The 22,023-nt window shown below is 57.6% G+C and carries 16 protein-coding genes; 10 read left to right on the top strand and 6 right to left on the bottom strand.

Annotation, left to right across the window (positions count from 1 at the left end; all coding sequences use genetic code 11):
- The first annotated feature begins 16 nt into the window (after nucleotides 1-16).
- Complete coding sequence (locus VL547_RS23120; RefSeq protein ID WP_325582471.1) at nucleotides 17-172, top strand: SDR family oxidoreductase; 156 nt, start codon at nucleotides 17-19, stop codon at nucleotides 170-172.
- A gap of 145 nt (nucleotides 173-317) precedes the next feature.
- Here VL547_RS23120 and VL547_RS23115 read toward each other — a convergent pair whose 3' ends face one another.
- The 6 genes from VL547_RS23115 to VL547_RS23090 all read right to left on the bottom strand — a co-directional run bounded on the left by VL547_RS23115 (nucleotide 318) and on the right by VL547_RS23090 (nucleotide 9,264).
- Entirely contained in the window at nucleotides 318-734 is a 417-nt protein-coding gene (locus tag VL547_RS23115) for a hypothetical protein (RefSeq protein WP_325582469.1), read from the bottom strand.
- A gap of 124 nt (nucleotides 735-858) precedes the next feature.
- Nucleotides 859-3,138: a GH92 family glycosyl hydrolase gene (locus VL547_RS23110; protein ID WP_325582467.1), complete on the bottom strand. Its 2,280-nt coding sequence runs from the start codon at nucleotides 3,136-3,138 to the stop codon at nucleotides 859-861.
- A 50-nt stretch (nucleotides 3,139-3,188) separates the two neighbouring features.
- Nucleotides 3,189-4,025 (bottom strand): sigma-70 family RNA polymerase sigma factor, encoded by an 837-nt coding sequence (locus tag VL547_RS23105; protein WP_325582465.1) that lies wholly within the window; start codon nucleotides 4,023-4,025, stop codon nucleotides 3,189-3,191.
- Nucleotides 4,022-4,480: a carboxymuconolactone decarboxylase family protein gene (locus tag VL547_RS23100; RefSeq protein WP_325582462.1), complete on the bottom strand. Its 459-nt coding sequence runs from the start codon at nucleotides 4,478-4,480 to the stop codon at nucleotides 4,022-4,024. Before VL547_RS23100 ends, VL547_RS23105 begins: the two co-directional genes overlap by 4 nt.
- Before the next feature lie 148 nt (nucleotides 4,481-4,628).
- Nucleotides 4,629-6,275, bottom strand: coding sequence for a RagB/SusD family nutrient uptake outer membrane protein (locus tag VL547_RS23095; RefSeq protein WP_325582460.1), 1,647 nt, complete (start codon nucleotides 6,273-6,275; stop codon nucleotides 4,629-4,631).
- 13 nt (nucleotides 6,276-6,288) lie between these two features.
- Entirely contained in the window at nucleotides 6,289-9,264 is a 2,976-nt protein-coding gene (locus tag VL547_RS23090; RefSeq protein ID WP_325582458.1) for a SusC/RagA family TonB-linked outer membrane protein, read from the bottom strand.
- Nucleotides 9,265-9,356: 92 nt separating this feature from the next.
- Between VL547_RS23090 and VL547_RS23085 the strand changes: the two genes are divergently transcribed.
- The 9 genes from VL547_RS23085 to VL547_RS23045 form a co-directional block, all read left to right on the top strand.
- On the top strand, nucleotides 9,357-10,763 hold the full coding sequence (locus tag VL547_RS23085; RefSeq protein ID WP_325582456.1) for a HAMP domain-containing sensor histidine kinase: 1,407 nt from the start codon (nucleotides 9,357-9,359) through the stop codon (nucleotides 10,761-10,763).
- Nucleotides 10,764-10,774: 11 nt separating this feature from the next.
- Complete coding sequence (locus tag VL547_RS23080) at nucleotides 10,775-11,470, top strand: response regulator transcription factor (protein ID WP_325582454.1); 696 nt, start codon at nucleotides 10,775-10,777, stop codon at nucleotides 11,468-11,470.
- Nucleotides 11,467-12,867, top strand: a complete 1,401-nt coding sequence (locus VL547_RS23075) for an alpha-L-fucosidase (protein WP_325582452.1) — start codon at nucleotides 11,467-11,469, stop codon at nucleotides 12,865-12,867. Before VL547_RS23080 ends, VL547_RS23075 begins: the two co-directional genes overlap by 4 nt.
- Nucleotides 12,868-13,045: 178 nt before the next feature.
- A complete protein-coding gene (locus VL547_RS23070) occupies nucleotides 13,046-13,606 on the top strand; it encodes an RNA polymerase sigma factor (RefSeq protein WP_325582451.1) in 561 nt (186 codons plus the stop codon).
- A gap of 7 nt (nucleotides 13,607-13,613) precedes the next feature.
- The gene (locus VL547_RS23065) at nucleotides 13,614-14,801 is read left to right on the top strand and encodes a FecR family protein (protein WP_325582449.1); all 1,188 of its coding nucleotides are present in this window, start codon (nucleotides 13,614-13,616) and stop codon (nucleotides 14,799-14,801) included.
- A gap of 84 nt (nucleotides 14,802-14,885) precedes the next feature.
- A complete protein-coding gene (locus VL547_RS23060; RefSeq protein ID WP_325582447.1) occupies nucleotides 14,886-18,374 on the top strand; it encodes a TonB-dependent receptor in 3,489 nt (1,162 codons plus the stop codon).
- An 11-nt stretch (nucleotides 18,375-18,385) separates the two neighbouring features.
- Nucleotides 18,386-20,290 carry a RagB/SusD family nutrient uptake outer membrane protein gene (locus VL547_RS23055; protein ID WP_325582444.1) on the top strand — a complete coding sequence of 635 codons (1,905 nt, stop codon included), beginning with the start codon at nucleotides 18,386-18,388 and terminating at the stop codon, nucleotides 20,288-20,290.
- Between the two features lie 50 nt (nucleotides 20,291-20,340).
- On the top strand, nucleotides 20,341-21,075 hold the full coding sequence (locus VL547_RS23050; protein ID WP_325582442.1) for a DUF3823 domain-containing protein: 735 nt from the start codon (nucleotides 20,341-20,343) through the stop codon (nucleotides 21,073-21,075).
- 4 nt (nucleotides 21,076-21,079) lie between these two features.
- Nucleotides 21,080-22,023: family 43 glycosylhydrolase (locus VL547_RS23045; protein WP_325582440.1), on the top strand; the 944-nt coding region annotated here is incomplete at its 3' end.

Here is a 22,023-nt window from a genome sequence, read left to right as displayed (position 1 = left end):
CGATTACCTCGACGGCATCCACGCCCTCGGCTACTGCCCCGAACCCGACGTCATCGCCGATGCCTGCGTATTCCTGTTGTCCGACCAGGCCCGCTTCATCACCGGCCACATCCTCCCCGTCAGCGGCGGCGCCGAGCTAGGCTACCGGCGCTCCGCGCCTTCCAATCAGTAAAATGAAAACTGATGTCGCTACTTGTCCGTATGCGTACGGTGGCTTTGCTGCATCTTGTTAGTTTGCCGAATGGTGTCGACAATTCCAATGAGGAAAAATATGGAGAATATCCCCAACCCCACTTTGAATAGAAGTTCCAGGTAGCTCATGTTTGGGGAACTTTTTTAATGAAGAAAAAGTATTTAGCAAAAGTACAATATATAGTCGTGAATGCTACAACGAAGGCGTCAAAGCTCGAAAAGGTTGTAAATATGCTTTCGTCTACCTTGTTTACAATAATTAATATGTATAATAAGCAAATAATTAAGAGTATTACAAATGGAGACACGTTTATTGCAAAGTGGGAAAGGTTAGTAAGCTTGACCTTGCTTTGCATTACATCCACAACCGTCGCCCCCATCAACGCACAACATACAAACAAGACCGTCCCACCTCTCATCATCTCATGAATCGCCGGACCGGCTTCATGAGCTTTTAGCAGCGGGTTGATCACCGATAAAAATATCAGCGGAGCCAGCCCAAACGCCGCATTGGCGAAAAGCCAACCGGCTGCTTTCCCCAAACAAGGCCAATCGATCCTATAATCATTCCGTGATATCCGATGGTAGATATAACAACAAAGCTACCAAATCCCCCAATTCCCTCCAATAGCTTCCCGGAAGATTTTCCCGACACTTTCACCGCGCTTAGCGCCCCCACGCCCTCGCAGGCTGCGCCCCCATCGTGAGCTCCAGCGTCCCCCCTGCCATGATATCCGTATAGTCTAAGTAGCACCTGGTATACGGCTTACCGTTCAAAGAGGCCCTTTGAATATAGACGTTTGTAGAAGAATTGTCTTTCGCAATGATGGTAAACGTCTTACCAGAACCGACGGCCAGCCGCACCGATGGGAACACCGGGCTGGTGATCTCGAACCGCGTATCCCCCGGACAGAGCTGGTAGAGGCCGGAGGCCGCGAGTACGTACCAGGCCGACATCTGGCCCACGTCGTCGTTGCCGACGAGACCGTCCACGCGGTTGTGGTAGGCCCGGCGGCAAATCGCGCGGCTCCACTCCTGCGTCAGCCAGGGCGCCCCGACGCGGTTGAACAAAAACGCAACGTGGTGCACCGGCTCGTTGGAATGATTGTAAAAGGAGTTCCAGAGCATGGGCCCCGGTGTCTGCTGGAAAAAACTTTGCAGATCGGCGATCACCTTCGCCCGTCCGCCCATGACCGCGACCATCCCGGGCACGTCGTGCGGCACGAACCAACCCTGTTGATAGGGATTGCTTTCGACGGTACCATAGCCATCGGTCAATCGCCCCTTGGCGGGCCAGGGTTGCCAGCTACCGTCGGCGCCCCGGGGCCGGAACCAATGATGTGTTGAGTCCCATATATTCCGCCAGGCGCCGCTATGGGTCGTATATTTTGCCGCATCTTCGGCATGCCCCAGCTGGGAAGCAAGCTGACCCATACACCAATCGTCATAAGCATACTCGAGCGTAGAGGAAATATCGCCCGATGGCCCGAATGTCACCGACGTTTTCACACAATCATCATACGCGTTGCTAACGTCGAACGACCGGATGCCTTTGGCATAGGCATCCACGATCACCGGTATCGCCGGGTTCCCGATCATGCACCCGCTATAGGCATTCAGGAATTCCCAACGGTCGTAGTAACCGGTCCCGTTTTCCTGCGCCAGCGTCGTCAATGAGTTGACCAGGTCGCTCACCAGGGAAGGCCGGATGATCGTCATCAGCGGCATTTCGCTCCGGAAAACGTCCCATCCGCTAAAAATGGTCCGCTTGACAAAACCGGTGGCCACGTGCGGCTGGCCGTCACCCCCCGGGTAGTGGCCATCCACATCCTGGAACGTCCGCGGATCGAGCATGGCGTGATATAGGGCGGTATAATAACAGAATTTTTCTTCCTCGCTGCCACCGGAAACGCTGGCGGAAGCCAGCGCCGAAGTCCACAGCGCCCGTGCCGCGGCATGAACGGCGTCAAAGTTCCAGTCGGGGATCTCGGCGGACAGGTTCCCCCGGGCCCCCTCGATACTGACAAAGGAAATCCCCGTCTTAAGCATGACCGGCTCCGCGCTGTCCGTCGGAAACTCCGCGAAGAAACCCAGGTGCTTCCCCTCTTTTTCCCTGGCCCCGCGCAGCACCTGCGCGTGCTCGACGGTGTCCTGGTAGCCGTCGGAAGTCACGTCGTCACGGTGGCGCTTCCAGTCGTCGGGGATGTTCGCGCTCCATATGCCAAAACGCGTCAACGGTTTGTTGAAGCGCGCGCAGAAATACACCGTATAGTTCGCGTGACCGGCGCCGTCACCCCAACCACCCCCGTCGGGCGTACACTTCATCCAGCCCTCGATCGTGTAGTCGTCCACCACCTTTACCGACTGGAGCGTTGACGTGCCGCCCACCCTGTGCGCGAGGTCTATCTGTACCCGCGACCGCTTGGACGTCGGGAACGTAAACCGCATCATCCCGCAGTGGGGCGTGGCCGTAAGCTCGGCCCGGATCGCAACGCCCTCTTCGAGCGTCACCGCGTAGTAACCCGCCGAAGCCATCTCGCTTTTCTTGTCGTAGGGCATCCGGTACCCGTCCCGGCCAAACTCCTTACCCGGGTTGGTCCGCATGGCGCCGACGGCGGGCATCACCAGGAAATTCCCCAGGTCGCCATACCAGCCCACGCCGCTCATCTGCGTCAGCGCAAACCCCTCGATCGTCTTGTGTTCGTAACTATACCCCGACCCGTTGTCCCCGCCGTCGATCGTATTGGGGCTCACCTGCGTCATCCCAAAAGGCGTCGCCGCCCCCGGAAAGGTTTTCCCCAGACCGCCGGCAACGCCGCCGGTCGTGGCGCCGATAAAAGGGTTGATGTAATCGACAGGGGCTTTTTGCGTCGCGGCAGCGCCGCTTTGCTGCGCCGCGGCGCTGCCCGCAACCGCGAGCATCAATAAGGCAAGAAGGGTTCGCATGTGGTTGAATTGACGCCCCTAATTTAGCGCAACCCCCGCGCTAAATCGACTTAGTCCACCACAATATTTTTCAGCTTCTGCGGGTCCACTACCGTACTGATCTGCATGATCTTCCCCGTTTCCGGCGAAATATCGAACACCGAGCAGGCCGTTAGCCGCCCGGCATTGTAGTATAGCAACGCCGGCTGGTGGTTCACCTCCACCTCCCGGACCGTCGACCTGGCCAGGTACATGGAGTTTACCGTGATCAACAGGTCCGCCACTTCCGCCGCGCCCGAGCTTACTTTGCGGTAGACCCGTATCTTCCCGCCGCCGTCGGCATAGTACGCGATATCCGCGGTCAGCATGTCCTCCAGCCGCGGCAGGTCCCGCCCCCGGATCGCGTCGATAAAATTGTGCAACAACGTATTTGTCCGTTCGTCCCGCTCCCGCACCGGCGCCGGTTTGAACAACCGTTCCTTCGCACGGCTCAGCAGCTTCCGGGAATTCTCTACCGAGACCGACAATATCTCCGCGATCTCCTCGTGCGTATAGTCGAAGCTTTCTTTCAATATGAAAACCGCCCTTTCCTGCGCGTTCAGCTTCTCCAGCAACACCAGTAAGGAATAGGATAATATGTCCTTCAGATACAATCCAGAATCCGCCGTTTCGGTCGCTACCGGCTCGGGCAGCCACGGTTCCCCCGGCAGCGTCGCACGCTGCCGGCTTTTCCGGTTGATCGCGTGGTTGATCACACTTTTGATGAGGTACGCCTTCTCATTGGCGACCCCCTCCCTCGGTTCCGCGTAGTGCTTCATCAGCACATCCTGCACCGCGTCGCGCGCATCCTCGGCCGAGCCGAGGATGTTATACGCGTACGGGAATAGCATTTTCGAATAGTCTGTCATAATGTAAACGCCCCCGGCTGATACCCCCCCGGCACCGTCCGGAAAGCCTTGTTCACCCTGTTCCACGTCCCCGTCATCGAGACGATCAGCACCATATCCGCGATCTGCTCCTTCGTAAAATACTTCAAAAGCCCGGTATAGTTCTCGTCCGTCGACTCATTGTGCAACGTTAGGTCCTCCGCCAGCGCAAACGCCGCCCGCTCCGCATCGCTATACCAGGGAGATTCCCTCCAAGCCGGCATCCCGTGTATCCGTTGCTCCGTATCCCCCGCGTGGATCGCATCCTTATGGTGCATATCCAGGCAAAACGCACACCCATTGATCTGCGACACCCTATACGCCAGCAAATGGTGCAACTTCTCGTCAATCTGAGCCCCATGCAAATACTCGCCAACCTTTAACAGGCTGTCCAAGAATCCTTTACGTGTCTCGTTAAAATTAATTCTCGCTTCCATAACAAATGATTTCAAACAAGACACAAAAGCGCTCCGCGGCGTGACACCTCCCGCAAAAATAAAAAAAGCCACTCCTGGACAGGAGCGGCCGCTTGTTATTCGTAGGTGCAAAAATCAATGACGTGAAGCCGCGGCAACGCCGCGGGACTTAATATCCCGGATTCTGCTTCAAATTCCCATTATTCGACATCGCACTATACGGAATCGGGAAAAGGTTCGTATGACTATCCCCATCCGGCTGGTGGTCCCACCACGTCCCCGTGCTAAAGGTCCCGAACCGGATGTCGTCCTGCCGCCGCCAGCCTTCGAAGATCAGCTCCCGGCCGCGTTCGGCCAGCAACTCGGGAAGGGTCAGGGACGCCGTAGTATACTTGTGCGTGGCAAAGTACGTAGGACTGAACGCCCGCTGCTTGACCGCGTTGACGAGATCGACCGCGTCCTGGGAGGCGACGCCCCCGTTCAACCGCATCTCCGCCTCAGCCTTGTTCAGATAGATCCACCCCAGGCGGTATACTGCCCAGTCGTTACTGAAGTAGTGCGGGTCAGTGTATTGACCGGGTTTGTATTTGTTAAAACGCGGACCGCTGTTCTCTTCACCCGTCGTCATATTGGACGGCAGGGTAGAAGGGTCCTGGCCGGGAGCCAGCGTTTTGTTCTTGCGGATGTTGTCCACGAACACCAGCGGCTGGCCGGAGTACTCACGGAAGCCGGTCACCGGCTCGGTCGGGTTCGTCAGGTAGAACATGGGACCGATCAGTATCCAGTCCTGCTTGCGGTAATCGCTGTCGTCGAAGGAGGCGTAGGTGCCGGGGATCAGGACGATCCCGTTGTTCCCGTTCAGGTTACCGTTATAGATATACTGCTGGTTGAAGTGGTAGAAGTCCGAGTTGAAGTTGACGCGGAAGGTGGATTTCTGGTTGTCGTAGGCGATCGAGAAGATGATCTCGTTGCTGTTCTCGTTGGTATTGTTATACGTGGAGTTGACGTCGGGGTCCAGCTGCATCGTCCCGCCGGTCTGGGAGCCGGCGGTGGAGTTGATCAGCGAGTCGCACGCATTGATGCAATCCTGCCAGCGCGCGGTACCGGTCCATTGCTCGGCGTTCAGGTAGAGCTCCGACAACATGGCAAAGGCGCCGGCCTTGGTCATCCGTCCGACCATCGAGGGTGATAGCACCGGCACCTGGTCTTTCCACTGAAGGATTTCCCTTTCACAAAAGGCAAAGACGCTGTCCTCGGGCATGGTCGCCGGACTGGCCGGGGTGCCGACCTGGGTCACGACGGGGATGTTCCCGTACAGGTCCATTAGCTTGATGTAGTAGAACGCGCGGAGCAGGTGCAGCTCGGCGATCAGCTCCAGGCGGTCGCTTTCGGTGATCCCCATTTGCGCGGCGGTACGCGAAGACAGCTGCGTGATCGGGTCGTTACAGTACCCCACACCGGTATACATCAGGTTCCAGGGGTTTTCGACGATGTCGCCGTCGTCTATCAGCCATTGGTGATAGTGGAGCCTGATCCAGTTCCCGTTGTCCTGGCCGTCGACGCCCTTCACCGGCCAGGCCAGCTGGTCGCCCGCGAGCTCGCTGACCCGCCAGTAGCCGACCTGGCCGCTGGACGTGATCCACGCGTTGGTGTGGGTATAGGGCCGCAAAACGGCCGACAGCACTTCGTTCTCATTGTTATAAAAATTGGAAGAGTTGAGCTGGCTATAGTCCGTCTCGGTCAACTGTTTGGAACAGGAGCCGAAAATCAAAGCCGCCGACGGCAGGGCCGCCATTAACAATATTCGGAGTTTCATGTTGTACATCGTTTTAAAATCCAAGATTAAGTCCAACCGCTACATCGCGCGTACTCGGATACGCCCCCTGTCCCTCTATCCCCGGCGCCAGCCCGGTATCGTCCACCAGGTCGGGGTCGCCGCCGCCGTACTTGGTGAACAGCAACAGGTTGTTCCCGCTGGCGTACAGACGCAGCGACCGGATATAGTTGTTGTGCAGCTTGAACGTATACCCGAGCGTTACGTTGGCCAGTTTCAGGAAGCCGCCCGGCTGCAGGTAGTAATCCGAGAACTCGTAGGTATCGTGCAATGCCCCGTATTTGCCCAGCGCCGACGCCAGCACATTGTTGGGCAGGTTCTCCTGGTTCCCGTACGTCAGGTCCATCGTATTGAGGATCTTGTTGCCCAGCCGTCCACGGAAGAACACGCGCAAATCGAAGTTGCGATAGTAAAAAGTATTCGTCCACGAGAAGATAAACTTCGGTATCGCATTTCCGATCACCCGGTCGTCCAGCGAAGGATCGTAGTCCTGGATACCGACCTTGGTCTTCCCATCGGCCTTGTAGAACAGCCAGTGACCGTTGGCGTCCAGCCCCGCGAACTTCTTGCCGTAGAAATTGCCGATGGCCCCGTTGGAGTCGATGCGGAGGGCATTGCCCAGTGCGCCCGGACCCGGGATGCCCCCGGTCGTGAGGTAGCTGAAGTGGTAGAGCTGGTTGGAGAACGACAGCATCTTGTTGGAAGCATGGCTGGCCGTAACGTCCATCCGCCAGGTAAAGTCGCGGTTTTTGACGACGTTGCCGCTCAGGGTGATTTCGATACCCTTCGAGGCCATCGCGCCGACGTTGGTGTAGATCGACGACTGGATATAGGGCGGCAGCTGCGCGGTATAGTTGTACAACAGGTCCGTCGTCTTCCGGTAGAACCCGTCGATCGTCCCCGTTACCCGGCCGTGCAGGAGGCTGAAGTCGATCCCCAGGTTGGTTTCCGCCTTACGCTCCCATTTCAGGTTGGGGTTCGGGTTATTGGCCGGCCCGTAGGTCTGGCGGTACACCCCGTCGGGAAAGGCGTACTGTCCGCCCGTACCCAGCACCACCAACGATTGGTAGGGAGGGATACCGGAGTTCCCCGTTACCCCGTAACCCAGGCGCAGCTTCAGGTCGTCGAAAATTTTCTGGTGGCTCATGAAGTCTTCACGGGCGATGTCCCAACCGCCGGAGATGGCGGGGAAATTCCCCCATTTGTCGTTGGCGCCGAATTTGGACGAGCCATCCCGGCGTACGCTGACCTGGAGGAAATACTTGTCGGCGAAGTTATAGTTGGCGCGGGCGAAATAGGAGATGAGCACCTCGGCCTCCTTATAGCTCGACATATCGGCGCGGCCGTCGGCCAGGGCCTGCCCGGCGCCGATGTTGTTGTCCTGGTTGTCGTCGCTCAGGAAGCCCCGGTTGTCTTCGCTGAAGCTGGTCTCGGTGTGGTAGGTGTACTGGTACCCGCCGATGGCGCTGACGTGGTGCCTGCCCCCGAACGTCCGGGTATAGCTGATCGTCGGGTTGGAGTTGTAGTCGAGCGTGACGTCCGTCCCCTTGTACGCGTATCCGCCACCGGGGTACTGGTCGTTGTTATACAGCGACTGGTCCGAGTTCAGGTCGGCGTATTGGTTGTCGATATAACTGTTCCGCATGACCGAACCGGAAATGCCCACCGAGATGCCCTTCCAGACGTCCAGGCTTAAAGCGGCGTCCGCCGAGCTGGTGCCCTGGTCGCGGGTGTACATCGTCTGGGCGATGTCCGACACCGGGTTGCTGGAATTCTTCGACGTGTAGAAGTGGTTGATCGAGTCGTGGATGGGCAGGGTGGGGATGCGCGTTTCCGCCGCCAGCCACTGGCCGCCGCCTTCCATATTGGCCTTGTTGAAGTTCTGGGCCAGGTCGAATTGCGCGTGGAAACGGTTGTCGAGCCCCTTGGCCGTCATGCTGAAACGACCGCCGTATTGCTTACGGGCGTTCGCGATGGCGATCCCTTCGAGGTTGCTGTAGAAAATGCTCGCCCGGTAGCTGACGTTGTCGTTCCCCCCGGACATCGCCAGCTGGTGATAGGTCGTCAGGTTGTCGTGGTTCACCAGGGAGTCGAAGGCGTTGGTGTTGGCGTCGTAGATACCGGTCACGTACTGCGAGTCGATCTTACCGCTGGCGGCGAGACCGCGGTACTGGGAAGGCGAAAGGAAGTCAGGCTTCCGCAGGATGAAGTCCTTTTTGAAATACGTGGAATAGTCGAAGTGGACCGGTCCGCTACGGCCTTTTTTGGTCGTGACGATGATGACCCCGCCGTTGGCCTGCGTACCATAGATGGCGGCCGCCGAGCCGTCCTTCAGGACGTCGAAGGACGCGATGTCGTCCTGTTGCAGCAGGTCGAGGTTGCCATTAGGAATGCCGTCGATGATGATCAGCGGGCTGTTGGTCCCCGTCAGCGAGGTTGCCGACCGCAGCTGGATCGATACGCCGGAGTTGGGGTTGTCCCCCGACGTACGGACGATTTCCAGACCGGCCACCTTGCCCTGGACGAGGTCCATGGCATTGAGGGCGCCGCCCTGGTTGAAGTCGGAGGCCTTCACCGTGGAAATGGCCGAGGTTACTTCGCCCCGTTTCTGGGTGCCATACCCCACGACGACCACCTCGTCCATCGCGTGCGACGAGGGGCGAAGACCGACCATGATACGCCCCGTGCCGACCGTCACTTCCTGGGTCTCGAAGCCGATGTAGGACAGCACCAACGTCTTGGCATTCAAAGGAACCGTCAGCGAAAACTCGCCGTTGGCATCGGTGGTCGTACCCGATGAAGTGCCCTTGACGGTGACCGTTACCCCCGCCAGGGGATTTTGGTTGTCGGTCGCGGTGACCCTACCGGTAATTTTTCGATTTTGAGCCTCTGCCGGCGTATATAGCAGCAGCAGAGGTACGAGCAGACAGGACAATAGCCTCGTGGCTCGCGTGACAAGCAAATTGCTCATAAGAAGGATTTAGTGTTTTTAGCTTAATCGTTAAAGCGAAGTTAAAAGGCCGTATCTTCGACGCCTGTTAACCAACAACCAATCGACTGTTAATGGATATTAAACACCTGTTGACGGTGGCCATCGTCAGCCTTGTCGTTTTGTCAGGGGTCCAATTCTTCCTGGTCTACAATACCTATGAGCTGAAGAACGAGCACTACTTCCTCCGGGAAAAAGACGACATCAACAACGACTACCTGACCGCGATCCGGAACGACAAGGTGATGCCCGGGGGGCAGCGCATCCTCGACAGTTATATCAACCAGGACATGCGCCAGATGGAGCTACTGTACAATACCGATACCGCTGCCTTCAGGGCTTACCGTCAGCGGGTTTGCGACAGCGCTTTCACCGCCCTGGTCCGGGCCGACAACATCGACAGCGTCCTGGAAACCATTAAACTAAAACGCCACATACACAACAACCTGGACTACGCCTTGTATGTTAAGGACGTGGCGGTATCGTTCCATAAGGATCAATACGTGTCGCTGTACAGCCACACGGTTTACGACGACGACCTGAAGGGGTTGATTCAGAACGAGCATGGGGTCTGGATCGGCGGGAAACTGACGCACATACACCCCCAAAGCAACGTCGCCTCCATGAGCGTCTTCGCCAGCCGGGACTACACCTATCGCATTGCATTCGACTTGTTTGTGGACACGTCGAGCCGGGCGGAGACGATTTTCCGCGAGATGCTGCCCACGCTTTTGTTGTCGTTGCTGTCGATCGGGTCGGTCGTGTTGTTGTTTTTCCTGACCTTCCGGAACTGGCTCCGCCAAAAACAGCTGTCCGAAATGAAGTCGGACTTCATCAACGGCATCACCCACGAGTTCAATACCCCCCTGACCGCCATCCTCGTCGCCAACCGGGCGTTGCAAAACGAAAAAACCAAGGACGTCCGACCCATCACCGACGTCATCCAACGACAGGCCGAACGGCTCAAAGTCCTGATCAACCAGGTCCTGAAGGTGACGACGCTGAACCGGATCGACCTCAACAAACGGGACTCGGCCATACACGAGCTACTCGAAAAAACCATAACCGACTACCGCCTCCAGCTCGGGGACGCACCGGTGACGATAACCCTGGAAAAAGGTGCGCTAAAACCCGAAACCGAAGTAGATGAATTTTGGTTCAACACCATTTTTTTGAATATTTTTGACAACGCCGTCAAGTACAACAACAGTGAGCAGAAGCGGATCGGTATCATTACCTCCTCCGACCGCAGGAACCTGTATATCGAAGTGAGGGATAACGGTATCGGCATACCCTCCGCCATCCGGCAGCACATCTTCGATAAATTTTACCGGAATACGCGTTCGGTCAATAGGTCCGTGGAGGGCTTGGGTTTGGGCTTGTTTTATGTCCGTCAGGCCGTGCTGGCCCATGAGTGGTCCATCGCCGTCGACAGCTCCGCCGGCGAAGGCAGTACGTTTGTGATAACTATACCATTATAAAAGAACAACCTATGCAACCGAAAACACTGCTCGTTGAAGACGAAATCGACCTTGGCCACGTCGTCAAGCAGTACCTGGAGATTTCCGATTTCTCCACCGACCTTTTCCACAGCGGCCGTTCCGCGCTCGAACACCTGCGGCGGCACCCGCACGACTACCAGATCGCCTTGCTGGACGTCGCCATGCCCGATATGGACGGCTTCGAGCTGGCCAAGCGGATCGTCAGCATGGGCCTCGGACTGCCCTTTATCTTTTTGACCGCCCGGAACGAAAAACAGGACCGGTTGTACGGTCTGAAGATCGGGGCCGACGACTACATCGCTAAGCCCTTCGACGTGGACGAGCTCGTGCTCCGCATGCGCAACATCATCCGCCGCCGGGGGGGCGGCGAGGAACAGGACCTCGTCAGCCGGGGAGACGTCCGTTTTTACAAGGACGGTCTCAAGCTCTGGGTAGGCGACACCTTGGAATACGTGCTCACCCCCAAAGAATCCGAATTATTGGACTATCTTTTCCGCCATGAAAACAAAGTACTGAAGCGCGAGGAGATCCTCGACCGGCTTTGGGGCGACAGCGACTACTTCCTGGGCCGCAGCCTGGACGTGTTTATTTCGCGTCTCCGGAAATACCTCAACGCCTCCAGCTGTATACGCATCCAGAACGTCTACGGCGTGGGGTTTGTCTTTAATACGAATCACATCGCATGAATAGAATCTTACTCGCCCTTTCCCTGTTTATGGCCACCGCCGCCGGCGCACAAAAGATCGCCTACGAGACTCCCGGGGCCCTGGACCACCTCCACGCCCTCCAGCAACAATTCGAGGACCTGCGTTTTGGCATGTTCATCCACTTCAACATCCCGACCTATGCCAACCAGGACTGGCCGGACCCCGACGCCTCGCCTGATATATTCAACCCGACAAAACTGGACTGCAACCAGTGGGCGCAGGCCGCCCAGTCAGCGGGTATGACCTACGGCTGTCTGACGACCAAGCACCATAGTGGTTTTTGCATCTGGGACACCAAGACCACCGACTACAGCGTCATGCACAGCCCATATAAACACGACGTCGTGCGGGAATTCACCGACGCCTTCCGGGCGCATAACCTGAAGGTCTTCCTTTATTATTCCATCCTCGACACCCACCATAAGATCCGCCCCGGCCAGATCACCCCGAAGGACGTCGACATGATCAAGGCCCAGCTCACCGAGCTCCTGACAAATTACGGTCCCATCACCGCCCTCATCATCGATGGCTGGGACGCCCCCTGGTCCAGGATTTCATATGACGACGTACCCTTCGAGGAAATCTACCGCCTGATCAAAACCCTCCAGCCTGACTGTCTGGTCATGGACCTGAACTCGGCCAAGTATCCGGCCGAAGCCCTGATGTACACCGACATCAAGTCCTACGAGCTGGGGGCGGGCCAAAAGATCTCCAAAGAGACCAATCGCCTGCCCGCCCTGACCTGTCTGCCCGTCAACAGCGCCTGGTTTTGGAAGACCGACTTCCCCACCACACCTACCAAGAACCCGGACAACCTGGTCAATGACCTGCTCGTGCCCCTCAACAATGCCTGGTGTAACTTCATCCTGAACGTCGCCCCCAACCGGGACGGCCTCATCGACCAGAACGCCCTGGATGCGCTGGCAGCGATCGGACGGAAGTGGAAAAACGAAGGCCCGGTCGCCAAAATCCCGCCCGGTGTCGCCCCCGTCATATCCCCCAACATCGCCAAACGCCAGGCGGCCAACGCCAGCTGGAGCGACGACATGGACATCATGGACTTTGGCAACGACGACAACTTCCGGAGCAGCTGGATGTCCAACCCCGCCGTCCAGCACCCCTGGTACGAGGTGGACTTCGGGCGCGATCGCTCCTTCAATACGGTGGTGATCACGGGTGAGCACATCACCCGCTACAGGATCGAATATTTTGAAAACGGGGGATGGACGCCGCTCGTCCCCAGGGGCGACGACTCCACCCACGTCAAGATCCACCGTTTCTCCCGCGCATGGGGTAGCCGGGTCCGCATCCTCATCGACCAGTTCAACGGGCAGCCGGGCATCGCCGAATTTGGCGTCTACGACGAGCGTCGATGACAAGCGTCGGTGCCCCGACCGACCGGTGACATTCCGACAATTCACTGCAATTTCGTCAGCCGCTCACTAATTAGCGACATATTAGGGCCCCCATTAAGGGGCTCTTTTTTATTTAGTAGAACGATTAACGCTTGCTAAAGCTTCACCGACGCGTTTTGTTATGGAGGAACTGCACTGTATGGCCCAATTGAATGCCGGTAACGAGACGGCATTCCAATATATATTCAGCCTCTTCTATGAGCGGCTTTGCTTCTTTGCCCGGAGCGTCACCCAAAATGACCTCCAGGCCGAAGACCTGGTCCAGGACGCCTTTTTACAGCTCTGGAAGCATAAAGAAGGTTTTGACAGCTTCCGGGCGGTCAAGGCCTTCCTCTATCTGGCGGTCAAGAACGCGGGCCGCAACCTCCTCAAGCACGACAAGGTTGTCAGCCGGCACGCCCGCGCCGGGCAAAACCCCGCTCCCGAAGAGGCCGTCCTCCACCGGATGATCGAGGCCGAGGTCCTGGCCGACGTCCGCAAAGCCCTCGCCGGGCTTCCCGAAGGCTGCCGGGAGGTGATCCATCTCTGTTACTTCCAGGGGCTACGGAACCAGGAGGCCGCCAGCCACCTGCGGGTCTCCATCAACACCATAAAGACCCAGAAGGTCCGCGGTTTGCGGATGCTCCGGCTTGCCCTCCGCATTTTCCCGATATTTTTAATCGTCGGTTGTCACCCGTTTTTCTTTTTTAGTTGTTTTTAAGAACGCGATGGACGAACTACAGCCATACTTTGATATTGCGGAACTGGCGGGCAAATTTCTAAAAGGGGAGATAACCGGTGAGGAACGGGCTCGGCTATTCGCCTGGATCGAACAGGATTATCGGAACAGGCTCTTATGGGAGAAACTGACCCGGGAGGCCTATCTACAACAGCAATTGGACAGCTTTAACGGTCAGGAACCCGGAGCCGCCTGGCAGAAACTCTTGTCCGCCATTCGTTCCGCACCCGAAGAAACGGCCCCGCCAAAGCGTCGTCGCATCATGTACTACGCAGCCGCGGCCGCCGTCGTCGCCGCCCTGCTCATCCTTGGCGTGAAATTCTTCGCAAAAGATCCGCCGCCCCCTTCCCCCGTTGCCGAAGTCAAGACCCTCGACGACATCCATCCCGGAGCGCCCAAAGCGCAATTGGTTCTCGGCAACGGCAAAGTCGTAAACCTGCTCGCCGGCGCCAAAGACACCATCAGGGAATCCGACGGTACCCGCGCCGCGACCGAAAAGAACGAGCTACGCTACGCCGCAGCCAGCGACGACATGGCCGCGCCCACCTATAACTCCGTCCTCACTCCCCGCGGTGGCGAATACAAGCTCGTCCTTTCCGACGGCACGAAGGTTTGGTTGAACGCTGCCTCCAGCATCCGTTTTCCAACAAAATTCAACGGCGCCGAACGGCGGGTTTATATTGAAGGCGAGGCATACCTGGAAGTCCAAAAAGACGCGGACCACCCCTTTGTCGTCTCCACCCCCAAAACCGATATAACCGTACTGGGCACCAGCTTCGACGTAAAGACATACGCCGACGAGCCCTACGACCGGACGTCGCTGGTCGACGGGCGCGTCAGGATTTCGACCAAAACCGCCAGCGCCGTCCTCGAACCCGGCATGCAGTCCATGGTCACCGCGGGCGGCCGCATCCAAACCGGCGACGCCGATCTGGAAGAAGCCCTGGCCTGGAAGAACGGCCAGTTCGTTTTCCAGCACGAGTCCCTGGAAAGTATCTGTCGCAAGCTTTCGCGCTGGTACAACGTCGATTTCGTCTTTAAGAACACCTCCTCGGAAAATCTCCATTTCACCGGCCGCCTGGATAAGGACGATCATATCACCGGTCTCCTGAAAGCGCTGGAGGCGACGTGCCACGTGCGTTTCGATCAATCCGGCCTGACGCTCACGGTCGAATAAATTTTTTGGGTAAACCTTTCACCCGGTTTACTGATTCGGTTGTTTCCATAGATACCGCAATCCATCACTAAAATTGCTTGCATTATGAAAAAAATTAGACAGGCCGTATGTACGCTGTTGCTACTCGCTGTCGTGGGAACCCTGGAGCTTTCAGCCAGGGGGTATGCCCAGGAGCCCAGGCTGACGGTCTCTCTGAATGACGTGCCCTTGTCGAAGGTGTTCGACGTCATCCGGCAAAAAACCAATTACCAGTTCCTGTACAACGACGACCTCCTGGCGGGGACTCCGCTCGTCAGCGTCCACGCGAGGAACGCCCCCGTATCAGAGATCCTGTCGTCTTGTTTCAAAGACGCCCACCTCCAATACAAAATCGAGGACAAGACGATCCTCGTGATGGCACCGCCCGTGGCCGTTCCCGCCACCGCGCCGGTCGCACAACAGGCCCCGGCGATCGAGGTCCGCGGCGTCGTCCGCGACGAAAAGGGCGCCCCGATCGAGGGCGCGAGCGTCGTCGTAAAGGGCAGCGCCAAAGGCGTGGTCTCGGACGCGGAAGGACATTTTACGATCAACGTCCAAAGCGAAAAGGACGTCCTCGTTTTTTCCTATATCGGTTATGTGAAAGAGGAAAAGACGGTGGGCGCTTCCCACATGCTCCTCATTACCCTCAAGCTCATCGACGCCAGCATGAACGACGTAGTGGTCGTGGGCTATGGCGTCCAGAAAAAGGTAAACGTCCTTGGCGCCGTTTCGGTGGTCAAGTCGGACGAGCTCGTGGTGACCAAGAACGAAAACGTCGTCAATATGCTCACGGGTAAAGTCCCGGGGATGCGTATCCAGCAGATGAGCTCCGAGCCCGGTTCCTTCAACACGTCATACGACATCCGCGGTTTCGGCAGCAACGCTACCGAAAGCCCCAGCCCCCCCTTGATCATTATCGACGGGGTGCCCCGCAGCAGCGGCGACCTTTCCCGGATGGATCCCACCGAAATCGACAACATATCCGTGCTGAAGGATGCCTCCGCCGCCATTTACGGGGTGAAGGCCGCCAATGGCGTAATCCTGGTGACGACCAAGCGCGGTGCCAAGAATGCCAACGGGAAGTTCAACATCACTTATTCCTTCAACCAGAGCTGGCAACAGTTCCTGGACGTGCCCAAAACCGTTAACGGCGCGCAATACATGACGCTGTACAACGAATCCCAGAAGCGGAACTACCAGACCAATATCGTGGCGACCGCTCCGCCCGCCTTTTCGGACAGCCTTATCAACGCGTACGCAACCGGAAAGCTGCAATCCACCAACTGGATGGCCGCGATCACCCGGAAGTTCGCCCCCGAAGACCAGCACAACCTGAATATGTCCGGTGGTTCCGAAAAGGTTAACTATTTCTTCGACCTGGGCTATATGTCCCAGGGCAGCCTGTTCAAGACGAACAGCATCAACTATGACCGGTGGAACTTCCGGAGCAATGTAAACCTCAATTTCACCAAGCGGTTGAGGGGTTCGGTACTGGTATCCGGTTACATGGACACCAAAAATGCCCCGTACTCTTCCGTATGGACCATATTCAAATACGCGGAAAACCTCCTGCCGACCGACCCGATCTACGCCAACAACAACCCTGACTACATCCACCTGGAACCGGACAATGCCAACCCCGTGCAGATGGCCAATTCCGATCAGGTCGGCCAGAATACGTATAAAAACAACAATTTTCAGGGACAGATGCAATTGGAGTACGACATCCCCGGTATTCCCGGTCTGCTCGCCAAAGGCATGTACAACCTGGGTTATAGTGTCTCGGACAATACGATCATCAACAAGAGCCACAACATGTACACGTACGACGCCACCAACAGCGCGTACGATGTGACCACGGTCTCCGCGCCTTCCTGGGTACAGCGCCAGTACTATACCAACCTGAACACGCTGATGCAATTGTCCCTGAATTACCACAGGCAATTCGCCGGCGCCCATAACGTAACGGCTCTTGGTCTTTACGAAGAAAACTATGGCAAGGGCGACAACTTCCAGGCGCAGGAAAGCTTTTCCTTAGGGATTCCCTACCTGTTTGCCGGGAACGCCGGAGACTACAACTACCTGAAAGCCTTACAGGACGGTAACGGCCTTGTCAACCAGGTAACCAAGAGCTTTATCGGACGGTTTGACTATGACTACAAGGGCCGGTACCTGGCGGAATTTTCCTTCCGCGAAGACGGTTCCAGCAAATACAGCCCGAGCGGGCGCTGGGGCTTTTTCCCGGGCGCGCTGGTCGGCTGGCGCATCAGCCAGGAGCCGTTCCTCCAACAGCTCATTTCTCCGAGCGTGCTGAACAACCTGAAGTTCCGTGCATCCTATGGTAAATTGGGAGACGACGGGGCGCTGAACTACCAATGGGTGTCGGGTTATTCCTACCCGGGCCCCGGTGCCGTGCTCAACGGTGTCTACACCGGTGGGGTCGTTTCCCAGGGGATACCCGATCCGGGTCTGACCTGGATGGTCTCCAAAACGCTGAACATCGGCGCCGACTTCGACCTGCTGAACGGGTTGATCGGTGGTACCCTCGAATACTTCAAGCGCACCCGGTCAGGCATACCCGCCACCCCGAACGCGCAGCTGCCCGGCACCTCCGGCTTGCAGCCGTTGCAAGCCAACCTGAATGGCGACGTAACGAGGGGTTTCGAAATCACGCTGACGCACCGGCACAACATCGGCCGCGACTTTAGCTACAACGTCAGCGCCAATATGGGCTACAGTAGGAACCGGTACGCCTTCCAGGAGCAAACACGTGCCTCGAGTGAATACGACCAATACCTGTACTCGCTGACGGGCCGCAACACCAATATCTGGTGGGGCCAGGTCGCCGCGGGCCGTTTCACGAGCTACAGCCAGATCCAAAAATTCAACGAGAACACCGGCGGCGGCAACCAGAACGTCGTTCCCGGGGACTACTATTATAAGGACCTCAACCACGACGGCGTGGTCGACTCCAAGGACATCGTACCCATCGGCATCAGGGACTTGCCGCTGCTCAACTATGGCGTGACCCTCGGCGCCAGCTATAAGGGCTTCGACGTCTCGATCCTCCTGCAGGGCTCGGCCGACTTCCACGTGCAATACGCAGAGCAGCTGTCCCAACCGCTGATGTACCAACGGAGCTCGCTGGTGGAATTCATGGACCGCTGGCACACCAAGGATCCGAACGCCAACATGTTCGATCCCAATACGGTGTGGGTCCCGGGAAATTATCCCACGACCGGCTCGCAGGAAGCACAGGGTACCGCCGCGGTTCAGAATGCCTCTTACCTGCGGGTAAAGACGCTCGAAATCGGCTACTCCCTGTCCCGCAAGTTGTTGACCAGAGTGGGTATCCAGAGCCTGCGCATCTATGTGAACAGCTACAACCTCGCCACGCTCACCCACCTGAAGTATGCCGATCCGGAACACCCGGGTCAAACGGGTGACACCAACAATGGCGACACGCGGATCACGCAGGACTGGAATATTTCACAAGGGGGTTACCTGTATCCGGAAAACCGGACCTTCAGCGTGGGTGCCTCCGTTTCCTTCTAAAAAAGCTCGACATGAAACAATTAAAATACATCATAGCTATCGCGGCCGCGTACTTCCTGGCATCCTGCCATAAGCTGAACGTGCCGCCCCTGAACATCATCTCAGAGGACCAGGTCTTCAGCAGCGCCAACGGGGTGCAGGCCTACCTCGCCAATATTTATACATTCCTTCCGATGGAAGACTTCGTGTATGAGCCGAACGGCGGCTTTATGACGGGCAACGGGGGACGCTGGCAGTGTTTTTATCAGATGGACGCCATCGACGGAGAAATGGCCGGCCCTTACGGGGGTACCGGTGACGCGGCGCAGGGTTTCGGATTCTGGCCGTATGACCGGATCCGCGTGATCAACATCCTGCTCGCCGACCTGCCCAAATACGCCAACCTTTATTCGCAGGCCCAGCTCAACGAATGGCTGGGCGAGGCTTACTTCTGCCGGGCGTACACCTACTTTGCGCTCGTCAAGCGTTACGGCGGCGTTCCGATCGTCAATACCGTGGCCGACCCGAATGCCACCCCGGCCAGCCTCCAGGTGCCGCGCGACAAAGAAGAGGACGTATACAACTTTATCGGCTCCGACTTCGACAGCGCGTATGCGTTGATGTGGGCACCGGGTGTCGCCGGCAACCCCGGCATCCAATTGGGGGCCGCCAACAAATACGCAGCCATGGCCTATAAATCCAGGGCCATGTTGTTTGCGGCGACCATCGCCAAATACGGGGCGGCAAACTATGTCGACGGACCGGCCAGGGCGGCGGGTTTCGTCGGTATCCCGGCGGCCGATGCAAATAAGTTCTTCCAGGCGTCTTACGACGCGGCCAAGCTGGTGGAAGGAAATTTCAGCCTCTATACCGGCGGCTATCCCGACAAAGTACAGAACTATGTCGACCTCTTTTTGAAACCCAACAACGAGTGGATCTTCATCCGCCAGTATACACTGTCCGATCCCAACGTGAACAACGACAACGCGGGACCGCACAGCTGGGACGCGACCATGACGTGCCGCATCATGACGGGGGACGGTCTTTCCCGGACATATCCCGACCTGGACTATGTAGAACGCTACGGGTCGCTCCCCATCGTCAATGCGGACGGGACGCCCACACGGTTCAACAACCTCTCGGACATCACGATCGGGCTGGAGCCGCGGTTGCAGGGCACCATTTATTTCACCGGGAACACCCTCCGCGGCGTCACCTTCGACCAGCAACGGGGGATCTATAAAACGTTTACCGGCAGCGCCGCGCAGGAGTTGAGCGACAACCTGAACTCCCCCAACGACGTCTACGCGCAATACCCCGACACCAACAGCAGCGCCAACCTGATATTCGCCTCCGACCCGAACAGCACGTACCGCAATCACCGCGTCATCGGCAGGGCGGGTTTCAACCCATCGACCGGTGACGACAATACCCGCACCGGCTTTTACCTCCGGAAATATGTCAACTACAACGCGGCTGCGTCGGCCTGCGGTCTTTACCAGAGCACCCAGAGCTATGTCGACATGCGATACGCCGAAGTGCTGCTGAACCGCGCCGAAGCCGCCTATGAGCTGGGCATGACGGGCGACGCGCTCGCGGACATCAACCAGATCCGGGACCGCGCGGGCGCGGTCGAGGCCACAGCGTCCATGACGTTAGACACCATCCGCAACGAACGCGACAAAGAGCTCGGCTTCGAGCACCAATACTGGTGGGACATCCGCCGCTGGCGGATCGCCGACCAGGTGCTGGACAACCGGAAGCTGTACGGCCTGATGCCCTACTACATCGCCACGGAGAACAAGTACATCTTCATCAAGCAGATCGAAACCTTTCAGCGGACCTATACCTTCCAAAAGCTTTGGTATTACGAGCCCCTGCCGGGCGGTGAGCTGGGAAAGAACCCGAACCTTTATCCCAATAACCCTGGCTACTAGCGGGCCGGAGGCCCGCCGCCGTAAGGCCCATCATTAAATAAAAGACGATTATGAACAACTCAATAAAACTTCTTTTCGCCGCGTTCGCGGTTCTTGCCGCAGCCTCCTGCGCCAAGACCGACAACTACGCGGCTCCGAACTCCACCTTCCAGGGCAACTTCATCGATAGCGTAACAGGGCAGAACCTGCTCACCGAAACCGGTGGCGCCCAGCTCATGCTCAAACAGCTCAGCTGGAGCAGCACGCCCGATCCCTACTATATCCCCGCCAAGCCCGACGGCTCCTTCGAGGATACCCGCATCTTCAGCGGGAACTACAGCGTGATCCCCACCCAGGGAGCTTTCTGGCCAACCGACAGCATCGTCAAGCAGATCAGCGGCAACACCACCGTCAACTTCACGGTGACGCCCTACCTGGAGATCACTAACTTCAACCACACCCAGGACGCCGACTCCCTGGTCATGACCTGCCAGCTGAGCGCGCCCCGGACCGACGGCCTCCCCGAGATCCTGGAAATATGGCCCTTTGTCAATTCCACGGAATACGTCGGCAGCGGTGCCTATATCTCCAATTTCACCATCTCCGACCAGTCCAACGGCAGCTATAACCTGGCCCCGATCAACACCACCTGGAACGCCACGATCGCCGCGACGACCTACAAATGCGTCGTCCACGGCCTGATCGCCGGCCGCACCTACTACGCGCGCCTGGGGGTGCGCGTCAACGACAGCTACAAAAAGTATAACTTCAGCCCCGTGATCGAAGTGGATGTACCGACAAAATAAACATATGAATTTTAAGCTCTTTACCCTTTTGACGAATTCGACCCGCCTTGCGCTCCGCATCGCCGCCGTCGTGGCTTTCGCCACTCCACTGGCGGCCTCCGCCCAGCACAACCCCATCATTACCGACATGTACACCGCCGATCCGTCTGCCCGCGTCTGGGCAGACGGACGGCTTTATATCTATTGCTCCCACGACGTCGCCCCGCCCCGCGGCTGCGACCTCATGGACCGCTACCACGTTTATTCCACCGACGACATGGTCCACTGGAAGGACCACGGCGAAATTCTCAACTCCAGCCAGGTCCCCTGGGGGCGCAAAGAGGGCGGTTTTATGTGGGCCCCCGACTGTGTGTATAAGAACGGCACCTACTATTTCTACTTCCCGCATCCCAGCGGCACCGACTGGAACCACACCTGGAAGATCGGCGTCGCCACCAGCAAGTCGCCGGCCAGCGGCTTTACCGTACAAGGCTATATCCCCAACCTCAAACCGATGATCGACCCCTGCGTCTTTGTCGACGACGACGGCCAGGCCTATTTCTACTATGGCGGCGGCGGTCACTGCGAAGGCGGCAGGCTCAAGGACAATATGATGGAAATCGACGGCGAGACAAAACCCATGGAAGGCCTCGTCGACTTCCACGAAGCCACCTGGGTACACAAGTACAAAGGTCTTTATTACCTGTCCTATGCCGACAACCACGACTCCACCGGCGCCAAAAACCAGATGCGTTACGCCACCAGCACCAGCCCGCTGGGCCCCTGGACTTACCGTGGCATCTACATCACCCCCACCGACAGCTACACCGACCACGGCTCCATCGTCGAATACAAGGGCCAATGGTACGCCTTCTACCACAACAGCAACCTCTCCCACCAGGACTGGCTCCGCTCCGTGTGCGTAGACAAGCTCTATTACAACCCCGATGGCACGATAAAAGTGGTTGT

Origin of the sequence: Dinghuibacter sp. (assembly GCF_035492835.1) — a bacterium.
GTDB lineage: Bacteria > Bacteroidota > Bacteroidia > Chitinophagales > Chitinophagaceae > Dinghuibacter.
This window is presented reverse-complemented; position numbering and strand designations above follow the sequence as displayed.